Below are 17,001 nucleotides of genomic sequence, written 5' to 3'. Positions count from 1 at the left end.
TGATAGGAACATTCCTAAAAAAAAATATTTTAGGTTATGATCCTGAGCAGGCAGGCTGTATCAAAGTAGTAGGGGCAGTGGTGTTTTTAATTCCTCCAAAACCTTTTTCTACATTGATTATGTTATGGTATCCTCTTGCTTTTAATATCGATGCCATGATCACAGATCTGTATCCTCCGGCACAGTGAAGATAAAAATCTTCACCTTTAGGAACTTCAGCTAACTGTTCGTTTACAAAATCCAATGGGATATTAACGGCATTTATAACATGTCCTCCATTAAATTCTCCGGGTTTTCTTGAATCTACTACTATTTTTTCTTCTTTAGCTAATCCTTCTGCAAAAGCATCCGGAGATATAGATGTAACGCTGTCGGTCTCATATCCCGCTGCTTTCCATGCTTCAATACCATCTTTAAGATAACCAACGCTATAATCAAACCCCACGCGGGCTAGTCTTGTAATGGTTTCTGTTTCTTTACCTTCAGGGGTTACCAATAATAAAGGCTGGTTTACATCCCTTATAAGAGCACCTACCCATGGAGCAAAGTTTCCGTGAAGTCCTATAAATATAGATCCGGGAATATGCTCTTTTACAAAATCATCTTCATGTCTCACATCGAGTATTAATGCTTCAGCTTCGATAGCTTTAGCTTTAAATTCATTTGGAGTAAAAGCAGTTTGTCCTTTTTCGATAATAGAATCAAGGCTTTGGTAGCCCTGTATGTTTAGCATTACATTTTGTGGGAAATAAGCCGGAGGCGCGCCAAGACCATCAAGAAGTTCCTTTATAAATTCTTCTTTGGTCATGTCTGCTCTTAAAGCATAATTCACTTTTTTCTGGTTACCCAGCGTATCGGTCGTTTCCTTGCTCATGTTTTTACCACATGCACTACCGGCACCATGGCTAGGGTAAACTATGATATCGTCCGGTAATGGCATTATTTTATTTCGAAGAGAATCGAACAGGTGAGAGGCAAGAATTTCCTGAGTTAGCGTTTCTGTTAATGCCTGAGCAAGATCCGGGCGACCTACATCTCCAATAAATAAGGTGTCTCCGGTAATAATACCATGTATACTGCCATTATCCTGTAATAATAAATAACAGGTGCTTTCAAGTGTATGGCCGGGAGTATGTATGGCTTTAATAGTATAGCTGCCTACTTTAAATTCCTGACCGTCTTCAGCAATTGTAGCTTCAAAATCAGGCTTAGCAGTAGGTCCGTATACAATTTTGGCTCCGGTTTTCTTAGCCAGATCCACGTGACCCGATACAAAATCGGCATGGAAATGTGTTTCAAAAATGTATTTTATAGTGGCATTGTCTTTTACAGCCCTGTCAATATAAGGTTGTATCTCTCTTAAAGGGTCAAAAATTGCAACTTCGCCATTGCTTTCTAAGTAATAGGCTGCCTGTGCAATACAGCCGGTATATATTTGTTCTATTTTCATGGTATGGATATTAAAAAGTATAAATCAACACAAAGTTCAAGCCAAAAATAACTAAAATCCAATGATCTCTTTAGAGAGAATAAAGGCTGCCATAAGTAGTATAAACCACCCAAATCCGCGTTTTAGCTGTCTTCCATTTACAAACCTGTGCAGATATGTTCCTGCAAATATACCAAAAACAGAAATCACAGTAAAGGATAAAAGAAAATGCCAGTCGATGTTTATAGTTTGTACATCACCGCAAAAACCTGTAATTGAATTTATAGCAATGATAAACAGCGATGTACCTATAGCTTTTTTCATTGGTAGACCTCCAAAAAACACTAACATAGGTATCATAAGAAAACCGCCTCCGGCACCTACAACTCCCATAAATATCCCTACGGCAGCAACGCTGGGCAGTACAAAAGCATAATTTAGTTTTTTAACTTCATCAATACGCTCATCGTTAGTTTTTCGGGTCAGTACTGATATAGATGCCATTAACATGATAATGGCAAATAATACCATAATAAAGGTATTTCTATGCAGTATAACGATATCTGTATCTATAATTATTTCAGGAATGGCAGGCACTATATATCTTCTTGTGAGATAGACTGCTATAAAAGAAGGAATTGCTATAAGAAGTCCTGTTTTATATGCAATGTTTTGTTTAAAATGATTTTGGATACTTCCACAGGCAGAAGTAGTGCCTACTATAAAAAGAGAATAGGCTGTTGCAATTACAGGATTAATGCCCATAACATAAACTAAAAGGGGGACTGTAAGTATAGATCCGCCACCACCCATTAAACCGAGTATAAGACCTATTATAAAAGCACCAATGTATCCTGTAACTATCTCCATTTTAAGTGTTGAACCCGTAAATTAAAGCATAAAACCGATTAGTAATTTGTCAGCTAACAAATCTCACTCTGTGTTTCTTGTGTATTTTACTGGTTTTAAGTTAGTTGTATTCCTGTTGCGAAATTATAATTTACGATATAATCAGTTTGGTAGACTTTTTGCTGTTATAAATTATAGCAATCACAATGATATGTTTTAATTTTTGTAAAATTATTAATTCAAACGATTAAGTTATCACAAACTTATATTTATATTTGTGATGTTTTTTAAAAAAATTAATATTTTATTATAATTTCAGTTGTAAGTAAAAATTTATGGCAACAGCAATAAAAGCCCGTCTGGGCATGTATGAAAACGTAAAGAACCAGTTCGAAAAAGCGGCAGCGCTTATGGGTCTTGACGAGAGTGTTAAAAAGATCCTGTCAATTACAAATAACGAGATCGTTGTACATTTTCCTGTGAAAATGGATAATGGACAAGTAGAGGTATTTACAGGATACAGAGTTCAGCACAACAATGCATTAGGTCCTTACAAAGGTGGTTTAAGATACCACCCAACTGTAGATATCGATGCAGCCAGAGCACTTGCTACCTGGATGACATGGAAAACATCTCTTGCAGGTCTTCCTTACGGAGGTGGTAAAGGTGGTATTCAGATCGATCCTAAAAAGTATTCGCAGGGTGAGCTTGAAAGAATAACAAGACGTTTTACATTTGCTCTTGGTGATAATATTGGTCCTGAATATGATATTCCTGCACCTGATGTTAACACAAATGCTCAAATGATGGCTTGGATAGCAGATACTTATATGTCTACTAAATCTCCGGCGGAGCGTTCTAAAAACCAACACGTTGTTACTGGTAAACCAGTAGGGTCAGGTGGTCTTGAAGGCCGTGACAGAGCAACCGGTTTTGGTGTTGTTGTAACACTTGAATCATGGGCTAATGTAAAAGGCACTTCTCTGGAAGGTAAAAGATACATTGTTCAGGGATTTGGTAACGTAGGCTACTGGGCTGCTCATTTCATGAACAAAAACGGGGCTATCCTTGTTGGTGTTCAGGATGCAACAGGTACTATCTATAATCCTGAAGGAATCGATCCTGAAGCTTTATTACGCTACCAGACAGAAACTGCAACGATTACAGGCTACAAAGGTACTCAGAACTACAAGTCTGATGAGTTCTTTGGTATTGACTGTGATATAGTTATTCCTGCAGCATTAGGTAATCAGATTACCGATGAAAATGCAGCTTCAATCAAAGCTCAGGTTATTGCTGAAGGTGCAAATGGTCCTATCGATACTGAAGGTGAAGCTATTCTTCTTGCTAACGGTGTAGATATTATTCCAGACATTCTTTGTAACTCAGGTGGTGTTATTGGCAGCTACTTTGAGTGGCTTCAAAACCGTAACGGTGAGATATGGACAATGGACGACGTTATCGTTAAACTAAGAAAGAAACTTGAAGATGCTTTCAGCAGAGTAATAACTTCTTCTGTTCAGTACAAAACAGACTGGAGAACTGCTGCTTATATTCAGGCATTAGTAAGGATTGAAATGGCTTACAAACAAAGAGGTATCTTTCCTTAATGGAAAATCCAAATATTCAAAAGGCGCCTTTATGGCGCCTTTTTTGATTATAATATTACGTCCTTTTCCGAATAAGAAGTATTGCTATGGTGGAATAGGTGGAATAACAGAAATTAAACTATAATAAAATGAAATACTTTTTAATATTTGCATCGTTATTATTTTTATCATGTACAAATGATAAAGATAGAATCAGTAGAGTAGAAGAATTTCTTGGGACAGATTTACCCACGAACTATAAAATGGATTATAGTGAAGATATGGGGTTAGATATGATAGAAATTACTTTAGAAGAAAATGATTTTAATGAGCTGTTAAAAAAAATTGATACGAGTAAGTTTGAAAAATCAGAAACAGATTATTACAAAAATACTGAAGGTGAAGGGGATGATGTTACACGTATTCTGTTTTTAACAAAAGAACATAAAATCAAATATTCTGAAAAATGGTAATTAGAGTAGTAATTAAACGTAAATCCAATAAATACCGCATCAAACTTAATTGCATTTTGTCTAAACTTTAAGATACACGCTACGTGGCTCCTTTTTTTAGGTTGTAATTCGGTATATTTGAGTAAACATAATCCTGACTGATATGAAAAAACTATTATTTACTATCGCGATTATTACAGGAGTTGTGGGCTATGGCCAGGCATTACCTGATAAATTAGAATTGGCATCTAAAGATGTGCATATAAGTGATAATTCAGATTTTCTGCCTATAACAGTAGATCTAACCTATTGTTCTAAAAATTATAAGGATGTTTTTGGTACATATAATTATACCCTCGATAGTAATAATTTCGGACAGCGAAATGTTTATGTTGGACATAATGATAAATATTATTATTTGAATAACTCTACTTTTATAATGGATATGCAACCGTCAGGATTGAACTCTTTTAATTTTACTGATAATGCTGATTACCTCGGAGGTTTGTATTCGGCAGTGCAACTAATATTTAGTGATAAGGTGGATTATACTAAACGCAGGCGTAAATAAAAAACGGGCTTATTTCTAAGCCCGTTTTTTATTTTTTATCCTCCCATAAATTCATCTCCGCCATTATCCTGTTGTTCCTTCTGTTGTTTTTGCTTATCGTTCTTGTTCATGTTAAAACGATAGGTAAAGGAAACGGTAACCTGGCGTTGTCTCCACTGCATTTCGCTATGTGATCTCAATTCACCCGGCAGGTAGGTTTCATTTTTCATCTTTCTGGAGTTAAAAATATCCTGTACGTTAATGCCTATTGTAGCTTTGTCTTTAAGAATATCTTTACTTAATGAGGTATTTGCACTGGCAACACCTATTCGTTTACCCTGAGCCGTATTTTGAGGTGCTTCATAATTACCGTTCAGCTGCCAGTCAATTTTTAAAGGAAGGGATATTTTAGAGTTTACCCTTGTTGTCCAGCTGTAGGCCGTACGGTTAAGGTTTATAAAATCGTTTATAGTGTTTCCTTTTCCATCTACGTAGGTAAAAGTATAATCACCTTTTGTTTCGTTTCTGTAAAAATTAAAGTTACTGTTAATTCTCCACCATTTAAACGGAGTATAGTTTACATTGAATTCAAAACCAAAACGGTACTCTTTTGCAAGGTTAACAGGTGTGGTTAGTATTATAGGTGTTTTAATATCTTCTCCATCTACTATGGTAACATTTCCTTGGGGATCAGTTGTGTCAAGTCCGCCTACCTGTTGAACAGCAAAGTCGCCCGTTGCTCTTCTGATGAACTGGAAAGTATCATCAGTTATATTCATATATGCAGAGCTGCTAAGTGTTACTTTGCTCCATTTTTTAAGGAAACCAATATCGATGGCATTGGTCATCGATGGGTCAAGATCCGGGTTACCACGGAAGATATTAATATTACTCTCCAATCCTGAGAATGGGTTTAAGAAACGGCCTCTTGGACGGTTAATACGTCGGCTATAGCTAATGCTTGCACTTGTACCTTCATTAAACTCATAAGTAAGGAATGCACTTGGGAAAAAGTTGTTGTATCTCTTATTGTTATAGTTACTTGAGTCTAATAGGTTAACATCAATATTTGAGTCTTCCCATCTAAGTCCGAACAGGTAAGAGAATTTACCCATTTTAGACCCAAACTGAGAATATAGCGCGTTTACTTTTTCCTTGTATTGTAAAAAGTTAGAGTAGTTTTTATTGTTTTCCCAAATGCCGCCGTTAAGTATTTCGGCTTTAGCATCAGTTTCCATTGTAGTAAAGCTGCCACGGTATCCTGCTTCAAAACGGCTGTTTTCTCCTAGCGGTAAAACATAATCAGCCTGAATAAGGGCGCGGTTTTCGTCTTCATCATTAAAGGTTCTTTCATTGCTGTTTACAAGGTTTGGAGAACCTAAAGTAATATCATTAATAATGGCATTTTCGTCGTCCATACTTTTAGATACCGAAGCATCTATCTTAAGTTCATGGCCTTTGTCGTCAAACTTTTTTATTAAATTGGTAGAGAATCTAACATTGGTGTCTTTTTCATCTTCCTCATTGTAACGGTAACGGGTACTTTGATAATTATGATTAGCATCATAATTATCAAAGTAGGTTTTAGTAGGATTGTCGCCGTTATTTTTTCTAACAGAAACAGAGTTGGTCCATGTAAGGGTTTTGTCTAAAAACCATTCAGCACCAAAGCTGGCATTAATTCCATTCTGTTTACGTTTACTTATTCTTTTCTCATTAACAAAATTACGGGTAGTATTGTCTTTATTCAGGTATTCAGTATTGGTAAAAGAGTTTCCGGGACTGTTCCTGTAGTTGTATCCTAAATTAGAAAACAGGTTAAAATTTTCACTTCTATAGTTAAGGTTAGCACTTATTCCATGATTATCAGGATTACCGGTACTGGCAACAACAGATCCGTTAAAACCATTAGCCGAACCTTTTTTAAGGATGATATTAACGATACCTCCACCACCTTCTGCATCATAACGTGCAGATGGATTGGTAATTACTTCTACTTTATCTACAGAATCTGCAGGTAATAGTCTTAATACATCGGCTACATTACTTCCGGCAAGGCTTGATGGCCTTCCGTCAATTAATATGGTAACGCTTTGATTTCCTCTAAGAGCTACATTACCCTCAGCATCTACAGATACAGACGGTACATTATCAAGAACATCACTCACAGTACCACCCTTAACCATCATGTCTTTACCCACAGAGTACACTCTTTTATCGAGCTTGATCTCCACAGTAGAGCGTTCGGCAACAATTTCTACATCATTAAGCATTGTTGCATCAGATGCCATAGCGGTTACACCCAGATTGGTATTTCCTGTAATTTCTTTTGCTAGTATAGCAGTAGGCTTAAACGATATGAAGTCAAATTTTATATTGTAAATACCGGGAGCTACATTAATACTATATTCTCCATTAGCATCTGTCATTGCTCCGTTTATGGTAACGTTAGCAGTATTTTGTATGGTAACTGTAGCAAATTCCAATGGTAGTTTTGTGTCCTGTTCAATAAGTTTTCCGGTTATTTTAACCGTATTGCCTGGATTACCCTGAGCAAATACTGCAAAAGCAGATAATAAAAAGAGCAGTACTACAGATTTCTGTAAATTCTTCATGTAAAAATTGGTGATTTTGGATTGTCTCAACAAAAATCAAGACGTAATAGAATAGGTTTGTAAAATTATAGAATCTCATTAACCCTCTCCACAGGGCGTGCAATCACGGCTTTGTCGCCATTAACTACTATAGGACGCTCAATCAGAACAGGATATTGCACCATGGCATCAATAATCTTGCCATCACTTAAATCTTTTCCTTTATAATTTTCTATCCAAATGCTTTCTTTTTGCCTAATAAGTTCTATTGGCTTTATATTCAGCTTTTTAATCAACGAAGTAAGTTCGTCTTTTGTTAAAGGTTCGTTAAGATATTTTACTGTAGTAAAAGTTCTATCCTGAAGTTCCAGTAGCTGCATGCATTCACGTGACTTACTGCATCTTGGGTTGTGGTATATCGTGATCATTTAATTCTTTTTGCAAAGTAAGTTATTATAAATGGAAATTTGAAGTAACTTAGTGCTAACAAAATTTAAAATTATATGTTTATTGAGCAGGCCTACAGCAAAAAGTTTGACATTATTAAATACCTACCTATACCAATAATCTTTATGCTGCTTATGCTGCTCAATTATGTTGCAGTTGTAGCTCTTAATCTAGATGTTGATAAACTCATACAGGATGAAATTACCCGAAAAGGTACAAATCGTGTATTTTTTGAAACAATGTTGCCACTCGCAATTTTTTTAATTATGCTTTTGGTTTGGGTTAAGTTTGTTAATAAGCAAAGCATAAGAAGCCTTACTACTGCCAGGGAAAAAGTAGACTGGAAAAGGATTTTCTTTTCTTTCGGGCTGTGGAGTGCAGTAACCATCCTTCTTACTGTCGTGGCCTATTATGCAGAACCGGCTAATTATGAAATTAATTTTAAGCCTGTTCCATTTGCTATACTAGCTGCTATTGCTGTAGTGCTTGTACCAATGCAGACAAGTTTTGAAGAATACCTGTTTAGAGGATACCTTATGCAGGGGATAGGTATAGCAACCCGCAGTAAGTTAATACCATTAATAACAACATCGGTTATGTTTGGGGTAATGCATATTGCGAATCCTGAAATAGAAAAGCTAGGGTATATATTGCTCTTATATTATATAGGAACAGGTTTTTTCCTGGGAATAATGACATTGATGGATGACGGTATGGAGCTTGCGCTGGGTTTTCATGCAGCAAACAATCTTGTTACAGCATTACTTATAACATCAGATTGGACTGCATTGCAAACCGATTCTGTATTGAAAGACTACTCAATACCCGATGCGGGTTTTGATATTTTGCTTCCGGTGTTTATTGTTTATCCTATACTTTTATTTATTTTTAGTAAGAAATACAAATGGTCCGGCTGGCGCGAAAAGCTAACCGGAAAATTAATACTGAAGGATACTAATAACGAAACAGGATACAGCCATGATTAATCCGGATTATCACTTTGTGCACAACCGTTTCAAATTAAACGGTTTTCACCTTAACGAAGACGACCTTTGCCGTATAGCCTATAGTTTTATTAAAGAGGGTGAGCCTTTTGAAAGAGCATTAGGTGATTTTTTATTGGACTGGTTTGACCAGAACAGCTTTATAGAAATGCAGACGTCGGGTACTACAGGAACTCCAAAACCTATAAGAGTAGAAAAGCAGGCTATGATAAACTCTGCAATGGCTACAGGCACTTTTTTCGACCTGTATCCGGGTATTAGAGTCTTACATTGTTTGCCTACACAGTATGTAGCAGGCAAAATGATGTTAGTAAGAGCTTTTATTTTGGGATGGGACATGGACATTACAGCACCCGTATCAAATCCTTTAGAACGCAATGATCAGGAATATGATTTTGCCGCTATGGTTCCTTTACAGGCACAGCATTCGCTTGAAAAACTTCATAAAATAAAAAAACTGATATTGGGTGGGGCAAAGGTAAGTCAGGCATTGTCTGATCAGCTTCAGGTTTTGCCTACAGAGATCTACGAAACATACGGTATGACCGAGACCATTACTCATATTGCTGCAAAGAGAATAGGTGAGGAAGCTTTTACCGTTTTACCTCATGTAAATATAAGTGAAGACGACAGACATTGTCTTGTTATTGATCCTTATGCTATTTGTGATGAGCCAGTTGTTACAAATGATGTAGTTAAAATTATAGATGACACTCATTTTATCTGGCTCGGAAGACATGATAATGTTATCAATAGCGGTGGTGTTAAGTTATTTCCTGAACAAATCGAAGAAAAACTATCGAAGAATATAAGCAGGCGTTTCTTTGTAAAAGGAATTCCGGATGAAACACTTGGCGAAAAACTCGTTCTTGTTATTGAAGGCGAACCTTTTGATATTGATACAACTGTTTTTGCTCAATTAGGCAAATATGAAAAACCCAAAGAGGTTCTTTTTGTAAAAGAATTTACGGAAACCGAATCGGGTAAAGTAATAAGAGATAAAACTTTAGCTTCTGCCTAAAGTTTTTCGAACCTTACATAATATTTGCTTTTTTGAAGATTAATTTCATCAGGATTAAAAGCATTTATGGTAACAGTTTGCCAGGTATTGGTTGCATTAAGCCTTATTTCTTTATCATTAACAGTTATGCCTACTGGCATAGCAAAATTTTGCACATCAGTTTCCCAGCGGTATTCTAACTTGCTGTCATTTAATTTTACCTGTAATTTCGGTATGTCTTTGTAGCGCAGGTATTGGTCAAAAACAGGAGTAAGATTCATACCTGTTTCTTTGCTAAAAAAGGCAACAACGGTTTCGGTATCTATGACTTGTTTCTTATAGGTTTCAGAGTATTTCAGAAGCATCTTCCACCATTTCTGGTCGTCATTTACAATATGTCGTAATGTATTAAGTAAAAGTGCTCCCTTGTAATACATATCGCCTGAGCCTTCTTTGTTTACCCCAAAAATTCCTATAACAGGTTTATAGTTGCCTACATTTCTTTGTTGTCCTGTTATGTATTGCATTGCTTTATCATATCCTAAAAGACACTCCACAAAAACAGACTCACTATACGTTGTAAAGCCTTCGTGTATCCACATATCGGCAATATCCTTAGAGGTAATACTATTACCAAACCATTCATGCCCGGTTTCATGTATAGTAATATAGTCAAACGTCATTCCGATACCTGTGCCGGTCATATCACTGCCCAAATATCCTTTTCGGTATTTATTGCCATAAGCAACAGCACTTTGATGTTCCATACCCAGATAGGGTGTTTCTACCAGTTTATAACCATCTTCAAAGAACGGATACTTTCCAAATTTCGACTGAAAACAATCCATCATAGGTTTAACCTCTTCAAAATGTTTGCGTGCTTTTTCTTCGTTTTTGCGAAGTACATAATAGTCAAGGTCTAGACCTTTATAATTATCATGTATGTGGGCATAATCTGCAATGTTTAGGGTTATGGTATAATTATTTATAGGATTGATTACTTCCCAATCCCATCGGGTATAACCATTTTTAAGGTCTTCACTTCCTTTAAACCTTCCATTAGAGACATTCATTAGTCCGTTTGGTACAGCTACTTTAATAGAAGCACCTCTGTCCGGCTCATCTGTTTGGTGATCTTTAACCGGATACCAAAGACTTGCACCTGTACCCTGTACAGCAACACCTATCCAGGGCTTTTGTTCGCTGTCTTTAGCGAATACAAAACCACCATCCCATGGAGCATTTTTTGCTACTACTGGTTTACCCGAATAGTAAAAACGCAGTTTTTCTTCAGAGCCTCTTTTAAGTTCAGAGGCGAACGTAATAAAAACAGCATCATTATCTCTTTTATAAGCCAGTTTTTTACCTTTAAATACAATACTGTCTACCTGCATATTTTCGAATAGATCCAGCTGGATTCTGCCTGTTTTTTCCAGTACCTTAAAAGTAATATCATTATAACCGCTGATAAATTTCTTATCCGGGTTAACCGTAATATTAAGATCATAGCGCTGTACGTCAAAATTGGTACGCTCAAGTCGGAGTCCACCCTGAAGACTGTCCCGTCTTGTAAAAGTTTGGGCAGAAATATTGTAAATACTAAATAAGGTAAGCGTAAAAAGAAAGACTTTCTTCATGACACAAAAAGTTTATATGCTATTGGTTATAAAACGGAAGTATTTGTTACGATATGCTATGATTTTTTAGCAGAAAGGATAATAAATTCTCTTTCTATCTTTTCGCCACTATTACTGGTTACAAGTTCTTTTTCGACGTTCGCTTCTAAAATAGTAAAACCTACATTTTCTAATAATTGTATTACCGTTTCAACATCATATAGCACAAAGCCAAATTTTGCAAAAGGTATATGCTGCATAGTGCTTTTCGGGATGAATCCAATAGATACAATGCCATCAGGTTTTAAAACACGGCTAAGTTCATGAACATAATCCTGAGGGTCGTTCCAAAAATAAATGGTGTTACAGGTAAAGATCTTATTAAAGTGATTTTCGCTGAAAGGAATGTGTTCACCATCTGTTAAACGGAAAGAAACATTTTCATATGCCGTGTTTAGTTTTTCAGCTTCTTCAACCATAGTTTCAGAAATGTCAATACCAAAATATTCCAGGTCGGTTACGCTGTTTATAATATCTTTTACATGGCTTCCATTACCAGGACCAATTTCTAGTATTCGATCTCCGTTTTCCAGTTTAATGCTCTCAATGGCTTTATTAATGATATTGCTATTTGTAAAGTTCATCATTTCGCCTACTTTAATCCCGCTTTCTCCATCAGGGCAGCGAAGCTGCTTAGCCAGTTCCCGCAGCTCTGTTTCTGTTAATTTCATAACATTCTAATTAAGATACTATTTAGAAGGGAAAGGTAAAAAAGATATTTGAGTCTGTTGGTATCAATTGCTATTTACGGGATTATTATTTCTGAGATTTTTTAAAGTCTTTTTTGCCTTTATACAAAAAGGTTAATACTTCATCAAAACGTTCCTGCCATGCTTTTTCTGTATGTTCAGCATTTTCAATTTTTTTCGTAATCCAGTTACTATTATTATACCCTTTAATTTTCATAATATTATCAATTGCTTTTTGATGCACTTCATAATATTGATCTATGCTTTTTGTACCATGATCAAAATAGATGCGATGATTTGAGGGAGGAGGCAGGTTTTCGAAAACATATTTTTTAATTCCTTCAGACAAGGGCATATAAGTGTTGTCAAACAATAGAGGCCAATGTGTAGACATACACGCTGCCTGTCCAAAAATATTAGGATACTCGCAAATGGCATATAACGAAATAAGAGCTCCCATAGAGCTTCCACAAATACTGGTGTTTTCAGGATCAGAAAGTGTACGGTAATTTTTGTCGATATAGGGTTTTAATTCAGAAACTAGGAATTTAAGATACTCGTCACCTAATAGCTCACTATCCTTAATTTTTTCCTGCTGTTTAATTTTTTCAAATACCTTAAGGTCTTTTTTGCTGAAATTTTTGGCAGCTTTTTCAGGAAAGTATTCAATGAAACGTTTATCGGTGTTCCATATAGCTACAATAATAAAAGGTTTTATCCTTTCGTCGGCTATCATTTTTTTTGCAGTACTATCAGCTTTCCATGCTGCGTTATGCGTTGATGTTTCCGGATTAAAGATGTTTTGGCCGTCCTGCATGTACAGCACCGGGAATTTTTTTGTTGGATCTTTAGTGTAAGAAGGAGGTAACCAGATTTCAATGTTTCGTGCCTTGACGAACTTTGATTTAAAGCCCTCGATCCCAACTGTTTTGCTCTTAATTTGAGCAAAACAGTTAAAGACCGCGAGCAATAGCAGCAGTTTTGTTAGTACAGATTTCATTTCGTTTGTTTAGTTTAAGTGCTTAAAGATAACAGGTATGTGAATTAAAAATATCACATTATGTTAAATCGCTGACACGTTACTGCATTAAACGCCGATTAATCCCTAAAAACAAATTTTTATAACAAAATAAATTAAACCTGTATAACACCAAGGTTAAATTGTTTCTCTATTGGAGCATGATTAGCCGCTTCAATTCCTAAAGATATCCATTTACGGGTATCTAAAGGATCGATAATACCGTCTGTCCATAATCTTGATGCTGCATAATAAGGAGATACTTGTGAGTCGTATCGTGCTTTGATCTTATTAAATAATTCAGCTTCTTTTTCAGGAGTAATTTCTTCACCTCTGGCTTTAAGTGATGACGCTTCTATCTGCATTAATACTTTTGCAGCCTGAGTACCACCCATAACGGCAAGTTCTGCACTTGGCCATGCAAATATTAGTCTTGGGTCATAGGCTTTACCACACATAGCATAGTTACCGGCGCCATAAGAGTTGCCCACAACTACTGTGAATTTAGGTACTACAGAGTTACTTACTGCATTTACCATTTTAGCACCATCTTTAATGATACCTCCATGTTCTGATTTAGAACCTACCATGAATCCGGTAACATCCTGAAGGAATACTAACGGAATTTTCTTTTGATTACAGTTCGCTATAAAGCGTGTTGCCTTGTCTGCACTGTCAGAATAAATTACTCCGCCAAACTGCATTTCACCTTTTTTAGATTTCACCACTTTACGCTGGTTGGCTACAATACCTACAGCCCAGCCGTCTATACGTGCGTAACCTGTAATAATAGTTTGACCGTATCCTGCTTTATATTCGTCAAAATCACTGTTGTCTACGAGTCTTTTAATGATTTCCATCATATCATACTGTTCAGAACGTGATTTTGGAAGAATACCATAAATATCTTCTTCCGGTAGTGCAGGTTTTTCTGCTTTCACACGGTTGTATCCTGCTTTATTATAATCGCCTATTTTGTCTATAATGTTCTTTATAGTGTCAAGGGCGTCTTTATCGTCTTTAGCTTTATAATCTGTAACGCCTGATATTTCGCAATGTGTAGTTGCTCCCCCAAGTGTTTCGTTGTCAATTGTTTCGCCAATCGCAGCTTTAACAAGGTAACTTCCTGCAAGGAATATACTTCCTGTTTTGTCTACTATAAGTGCTTCGTCGCTCATAATAGGAAGGTAAGCACCTCCGGCAACACAGCTGCCCATTACGGCTGCAATTTGGGTTATACCCATGCTGCTCATAATAGCATTGTTACGGAAGATACGCCCAAAATGTTCTTTATCAGGGAAAATTTCATCCTGTAATGGCAGGTAAACACCTGCACTGTCAACAAGATAAATAATTGGCAAACGGTTTTCCATAGCGATTTCCTGTGCACGAAGGTTTTTCTTTCCTGTAATAGGAAACCATGCACCGGCTTTTACAGTAGCATCATTAGCTACTACTATACATTGTTTACCGCGAACATAGCCTATTTTTATAACTACACCACCCGATGGGCATCCGCCATGTTCGGCATACATGCCATCACCTACAAAAGCACCAATCTCAATGCTTTTGCTTTTAGGGTCTAAAAGGTACTCTATGCGCTCTCTGGCGGTCATTTTGCCTTCGTTATGAAGCTTCTCAATACGTTTTTCACCGCCGCCTAATTTTACTTTAGCCAGTTTTTGTTTAAGATCAGATAATAAAAGTTTGTTATGGTCTTCGTTTTTATTGAAGTTAATATCCATGGTATAATGTATATTTGTCTAATGAATGTAAATTTTGAGGTGCTAAAATACGAAAACGTTTGATAGTACAAGAAATTATTGCGAATCCTATTTTTTTTTTGGCTTAGCAATTCCTTAAAATTAATAACTCCATGTTCATGATTGCTTAATGATTTCTTAACATTGGAAAAGTACATTTGCAACATCAAAAATCAATGTAATGTCTATAAACAGCATCTTCCAATTTCTTGTACCAAAAGATAAGAAATTTTTCCCCCTTTTCGAGCAAGCAACAACTAACTTAGTTATACTTGCCGAAACTCTTCACGAAGCAGTAAATGCACCTAAAGACGAAAGGGAAGCATACTACAGGAAAATAGAAGAATTAGAAAGTATTATTGAAGAAATAGCACACAAGACTAATCTTGAACTTAGCAGAAACTTTATCACTCCGTTTGACAGAGAGGATATCCATGCGCTAATCACTGCTATTGATGATGTGGGTGATTACCTTTATGGAGCTGCTAACAGAATGAGACTGTATCAGGTAGAAAAAATCACCAAGTCTATTAGAAAAATGACCGAAATTACTCTTGAAGCTTGTCAGCTTATACAGGTTGCGGTTGTCGATCTTAAAGACATGAATAATCTTAAAGGTATCACAGATGCCTGCAAAAGAATCAACAAACTTGAAAATAAATCGGATAACGTTTTTGATAAGGCTGTAGCCGATATCTTTGAAAATGAAACCGATGCAAAAAACATCATTAAATACAAAGAAGTATTATCTGCACTGGAATCAGCTGCTGATAAATGTAAAGGAGTAGCGAATGTACTGGAATCTATCGCAGTAAAACATTCATAAATCACAACCATAGAAAACAATCACTATGTTTACGCTTCTTGTAATTATTATTATTTTAGCACTGGTCTTTGATTATATCAATGGATTCCATGATGCTGCAAACTCCATAGCGACCATCGTTGCAACAAAGGTGCTTACACCTTTTCAGGCAGTACTTTGGGCCGCATTTTTTAACTTTCTAGCTTATTTTATCTCTAAGTATTGGATAGGCGAGTTTAAAATTGGTAACACAATCGCAAAAACAGTAAGTGAAGATTTTATAACCCTTGAGGTTATTCTTGCCGGACTTATTGCTGCAATTACCTGGAACTTATTGACATGGAAACTTGGTATACCATCGTCTTCATCCCACACACTTATTGGTGGATTTATGGGAGCTGCATTGGCTCATGCCTTTACCATTCCGGGTGCCGATATTAATACTGTAATCAACTACGCAAAAGTTATTCCTATAGTACTATTCATCTTTGCAGCACCTCTTATAGGTATGGTGGTGGCCTATTTTATTACCATTCTTATACTTAACATCTGCCGTAAAGCAAACCCTTCTAAGGCTGACAAATGGTTTAAAAGACTTCAGTTAGTGTCTTCTGCATTATTTAGCTTAGGTCACGGTGCAAATGATGCTCAAAAAGTAATGGGTATTATAGGTGCGGCTGTTATTTTTTACGAGATGAAAATTGGTAATGCAGCCTACTTATCTCTTGAAAGTGCCGATCGTTTCTCTTATTTTGTAGATCATTACGCATGGGTGCCAATAACGAGTTTCCTTATGATTGGTCTTGGTACAATGAGTGGTGGTTGGAAAATTGTTAAGACCATGGGGTCTAAAATCACAAAAGTAACATCATTAGAAGGTGTAGCTGCCGAAACTGCCGGAGCTGTTACATTATATACTGCAGAACATTTAGGTATTCCTGTATCTACTACACATACTATTACAGGTTCTATTATAGGTGTTGGTATTACTAAAAGAATATCAGCCGTACGTTGGGGAGTAACTATAAGCCTTCTTTGGGCATGGATACTTACTATACCTGTATCGGCAATAATAGCAGCGATCATGTATTATGTAGTTTCGCTTTTTACATAAGAAATTTCCTTTAAGATAATTT

At 36.3% G+C, this 17,001-nt stretch carries 15 protein-coding genes; 7 read left to right on the top strand and 8 right to left on the bottom strand.

Going from position 1 to position 17,001, the window contains the following annotated elements:
• Nucleotides 1-34 precede the first annotated feature (34 nt).
• Nucleotides 35-1,450 carry an MBL fold metallo-hydrolase gene (locus EPI11_RS06165; protein WP_128389072.1) on the bottom strand — a complete coding sequence of 472 codons (1,416 nt, stop codon included), beginning with the start codon at nucleotides 1,448-1,450 and terminating at the stop codon, nucleotides 35-37.
• A 51-nt stretch (nucleotides 1,451-1,501) separates the two neighbouring features.
• On the bottom strand, nucleotides 1,502-2,299 hold the full coding sequence (locus tag EPI11_RS06160) for a sulfite exporter TauE/SafE family protein (RefSeq protein ID WP_128389071.1): 798 nt from the start codon (nucleotides 2,297-2,299) through the stop codon (nucleotides 1,502-1,504).
• 314 nt (nucleotides 2,300-2,613) lie between these two features.
• On the opposite strand from EPI11_RS06160, the gene EPI11_RS06155 reads away from it, so the two are divergent.
• From EPI11_RS06155 to EPI11_RS06145, 3 genes are all read left to right on the top strand, one after another.
• Nucleotides 2,614-3,888 (top strand): Glu/Leu/Phe/Val family dehydrogenase, encoded by a 1,275-nt coding sequence (locus tag EPI11_RS06155; protein WP_128389070.1) that lies wholly within the window; start codon nucleotides 2,614-2,616, stop codon nucleotides 3,886-3,888.
• A gap of 128 nt (nucleotides 3,889-4,016) precedes the next feature.
• Nucleotides 4,017-4,340 (top strand): hypothetical protein, encoded by a 324-nt coding sequence (locus EPI11_RS06150; protein ID WP_128389069.1) that lies wholly within the window; start codon nucleotides 4,017-4,019, stop codon nucleotides 4,338-4,340.
• A 142-nt stretch (nucleotides 4,341-4,482) separates the two neighbouring features.
• On the top strand, nucleotides 4,483-4,890 hold the full coding sequence (locus EPI11_RS06145) for a hypothetical protein (protein WP_128389068.1): 408 nt from the start codon (nucleotides 4,483-4,485) through the stop codon (nucleotides 4,888-4,890).
• A 35-nt stretch (nucleotides 4,891-4,925) separates the two neighbouring features.
• Here the strand turns inward: EPI11_RS06145 and EPI11_RS06140 are convergent, their stop codons facing one another.
• Both EPI11_RS06140 and arsC read right to left on the bottom strand, forming a co-directional pair.
• Complete coding sequence (locus tag EPI11_RS06140; protein WP_128389067.1) at nucleotides 4,926-7,484, bottom strand: TonB-dependent receptor domain-containing protein; 2,559 nt, start codon at nucleotides 7,482-7,484, stop codon at nucleotides 4,926-4,928.
• 65 nt (nucleotides 7,485-7,549) lie between these two features.
• Nucleotides 7,550-7,891 (bottom strand): arsenate reductase (glutaredoxin), encoded by a 342-nt coding sequence (gene arsC, locus EPI11_RS06135; protein ID WP_128389066.1) that lies wholly within the window; start codon nucleotides 7,889-7,891, stop codon nucleotides 7,550-7,552.
• Nucleotides 7,892-7,966: 75 nt separating this feature from the next.
• On the opposite strand from arsC, the gene EPI11_RS06130 reads away from it, so the two are divergent.
• Entirely contained in the window at nucleotides 7,967-8,896 is a 930-nt protein-coding gene (locus EPI11_RS06130) for a CPBP family intramembrane glutamic endopeptidase (protein ID WP_128389065.1), read from the top strand.
• The gene (locus tag EPI11_RS06125; RefSeq protein ID WP_128389064.1) at nucleotides 8,889-9,935 is read left to right on the top strand and encodes an AMP-binding protein; all 1,047 of its coding nucleotides are present in this window, start codon (nucleotides 8,889-8,891) and stop codon (nucleotides 9,933-9,935) included. The genes EPI11_RS06130 and EPI11_RS06125 overlap by 8 nt, the downstream gene beginning before the upstream one ends.
• Here EPI11_RS06125 and EPI11_RS06120 read toward each other — a convergent pair.
• The 4 genes from EPI11_RS06120 to EPI11_RS06105 form a co-directional block, all read right to left on the bottom strand.
• Nucleotides 9,932-11,551, bottom strand: a complete 1,620-nt coding sequence (locus tag EPI11_RS06120) for a M1 family metallopeptidase (RefSeq protein WP_128389063.1) — start codon at nucleotides 11,549-11,551, stop codon at nucleotides 9,932-9,934. The genes EPI11_RS06125 and EPI11_RS06120 overlap by 4 nt on opposite strands.
• 56 nt (nucleotides 11,552-11,607) lie before the next feature.
• Nucleotides 11,608-12,261, bottom strand: coding sequence for a class I SAM-dependent methyltransferase (locus EPI11_RS06115; RefSeq protein ID WP_128389062.1), 654 nt, complete (start codon nucleotides 12,259-12,261; stop codon nucleotides 11,608-11,610).
• An 85-nt stretch (nucleotides 12,262-12,346) separates the two neighbouring features.
• A complete protein-coding gene (locus EPI11_RS06110; RefSeq protein ID WP_128389061.1) occupies nucleotides 12,347-13,279 on the bottom strand; it encodes an alpha/beta hydrolase in 933 nt (310 codons plus the stop codon).
• A 134-nt stretch (nucleotides 13,280-13,413) separates the two neighbouring features.
• Nucleotides 13,414-15,042, bottom strand: coding sequence for an acyl-CoA carboxylase subunit beta (locus EPI11_RS06105; protein ID WP_128389060.1), 1,629 nt, complete (start codon nucleotides 15,040-15,042; stop codon nucleotides 13,414-13,416).
• Between the two features lie 199 nt (nucleotides 15,043-15,241).
• Between EPI11_RS06105 and EPI11_RS06100 the strand changes: the two genes are divergently transcribed.
• Both EPI11_RS06100 and EPI11_RS06095 read left to right on the top strand, forming a co-directional pair.
• Entirely contained in the window at nucleotides 15,242-15,886 is a 645-nt protein-coding gene (locus EPI11_RS06100; RefSeq protein ID WP_128389059.1) for a DUF47 domain-containing protein, read from the top strand.
• Nucleotides 15,887-15,911: 25 nt separating this feature from the next.
• Complete coding sequence (locus EPI11_RS06095) at nucleotides 15,912-16,979, top strand: inorganic phosphate transporter (RefSeq protein ID WP_128389058.1); 1,068 nt, start codon at nucleotides 15,912-15,914, stop codon at nucleotides 16,977-16,979.
• The last annotated feature ends 22 nt before the right edge of the window (nucleotides 16,980-17,001 follow it).

It is taken from the genome of Flavobacterium cerinum, assembly GCF_004028155.1.
GTDB lineage: Bacteria > Bacteroidota > Bacteroidia > Flavobacteriales > Flavobacteriaceae > Flavobacterium > Flavobacterium cerinum.
Note: the sequence above shows the minus strand (reverse complement) of the source record. Positions and strands in the feature narration are given on the sequence as shown.

Bases quoted from the DNA above. Each gene is read 5' to 3' on its own strand.
- EPI11_RS06125 (WP_128389064.1), top strand. From the start codon at position 8,889: ATGATTAATCCGGATTATCACTTTGTGCACAACCGTTTCAAATTAAAC.
- EPI11_RS06155 (WP_128389070.1), top strand. From the start codon at position 2,614: ATGGCAACAGCAATAAAAGCCCGTCTGGGCATGTATGAAAACGTAAAG.
- EPI11_RS06105 (WP_128389060.1), bottom strand. From the start codon at position 15,042: ATGGATATTAACTTCAATAAAAACGAAGACCATAACAAACTTTTATTA.
- EPI11_RS06160 (WP_128389071.1), bottom strand. From the start codon at position 2,299: ATGGAGATAGTTACAGGATACATTGGTGCTTTTATAATAGGTCTTATA.
- EPI11_RS06145 (WP_128389068.1), top strand. From the start codon at position 4,483: ATGAAAAAACTATTATTTACTATCGCGATTATTACAGGAGTTGTGGGC.
- EPI11_RS06150 (WP_128389069.1), top strand. From the start codon at position 4,017: ATGAAATACTTTTTAATATTTGCATCGTTATTATTTTTATCATGTACA.
- EPI11_RS06120 (WP_128389063.1), bottom strand. From the start codon at position 11,551: ATGAAGAAAGTCTTTCTTTTTACGCTTACCTTATTTAGTATTTACAAT.
- EPI11_RS06110 (WP_128389061.1), bottom strand. From the start codon at position 13,279: ATGAAATCTGTACTAACAAAACTGCTGCTATTGCTCGCGGTCTTTAAC.
- EPI11_RS06140 (WP_128389067.1), bottom strand. From the start codon at position 7,484: ATGAAGAATTTACAGAAATCTGTAGTACTGCTCTTTTTATTATCTGCT.
- EPI11_RS06100 (WP_128389059.1), top strand. From the start codon at position 15,242: ATGTCTATAAACAGCATCTTCCAATTTCTTGTACCAAAAGATAAGAAA.
- EPI11_RS06115 (WP_128389062.1), bottom strand. From the start codon at position 12,261: ATGAAATTAACAGAAACAGAGCTGCGGGAACTGGCTAAGCAGCTTCGC.
- EPI11_RS06165 (WP_128389072.1), bottom strand. From the start codon at position 1,450: ATGAAAATAGAACAAATATATACCGGCTGTATTGCACAGGCAGCCTAT.
- arsC (WP_128389066.1), bottom strand. From the start codon at position 7,891: ATGATCACGATATACCACAACCCAAGATGCAGTAAGTCACGTGAATGC.
- EPI11_RS06095 (WP_128389058.1), top strand. From the start codon at position 15,912: ATGTTTACGCTTCTTGTAATTATTATTATTTTAGCACTGGTCTTTGAT.
- EPI11_RS06130 (WP_128389065.1), top strand. From the start codon at position 7,967: ATGTTTATTGAGCAGGCCTACAGCAAAAAGTTTGACATTATTAAATAC.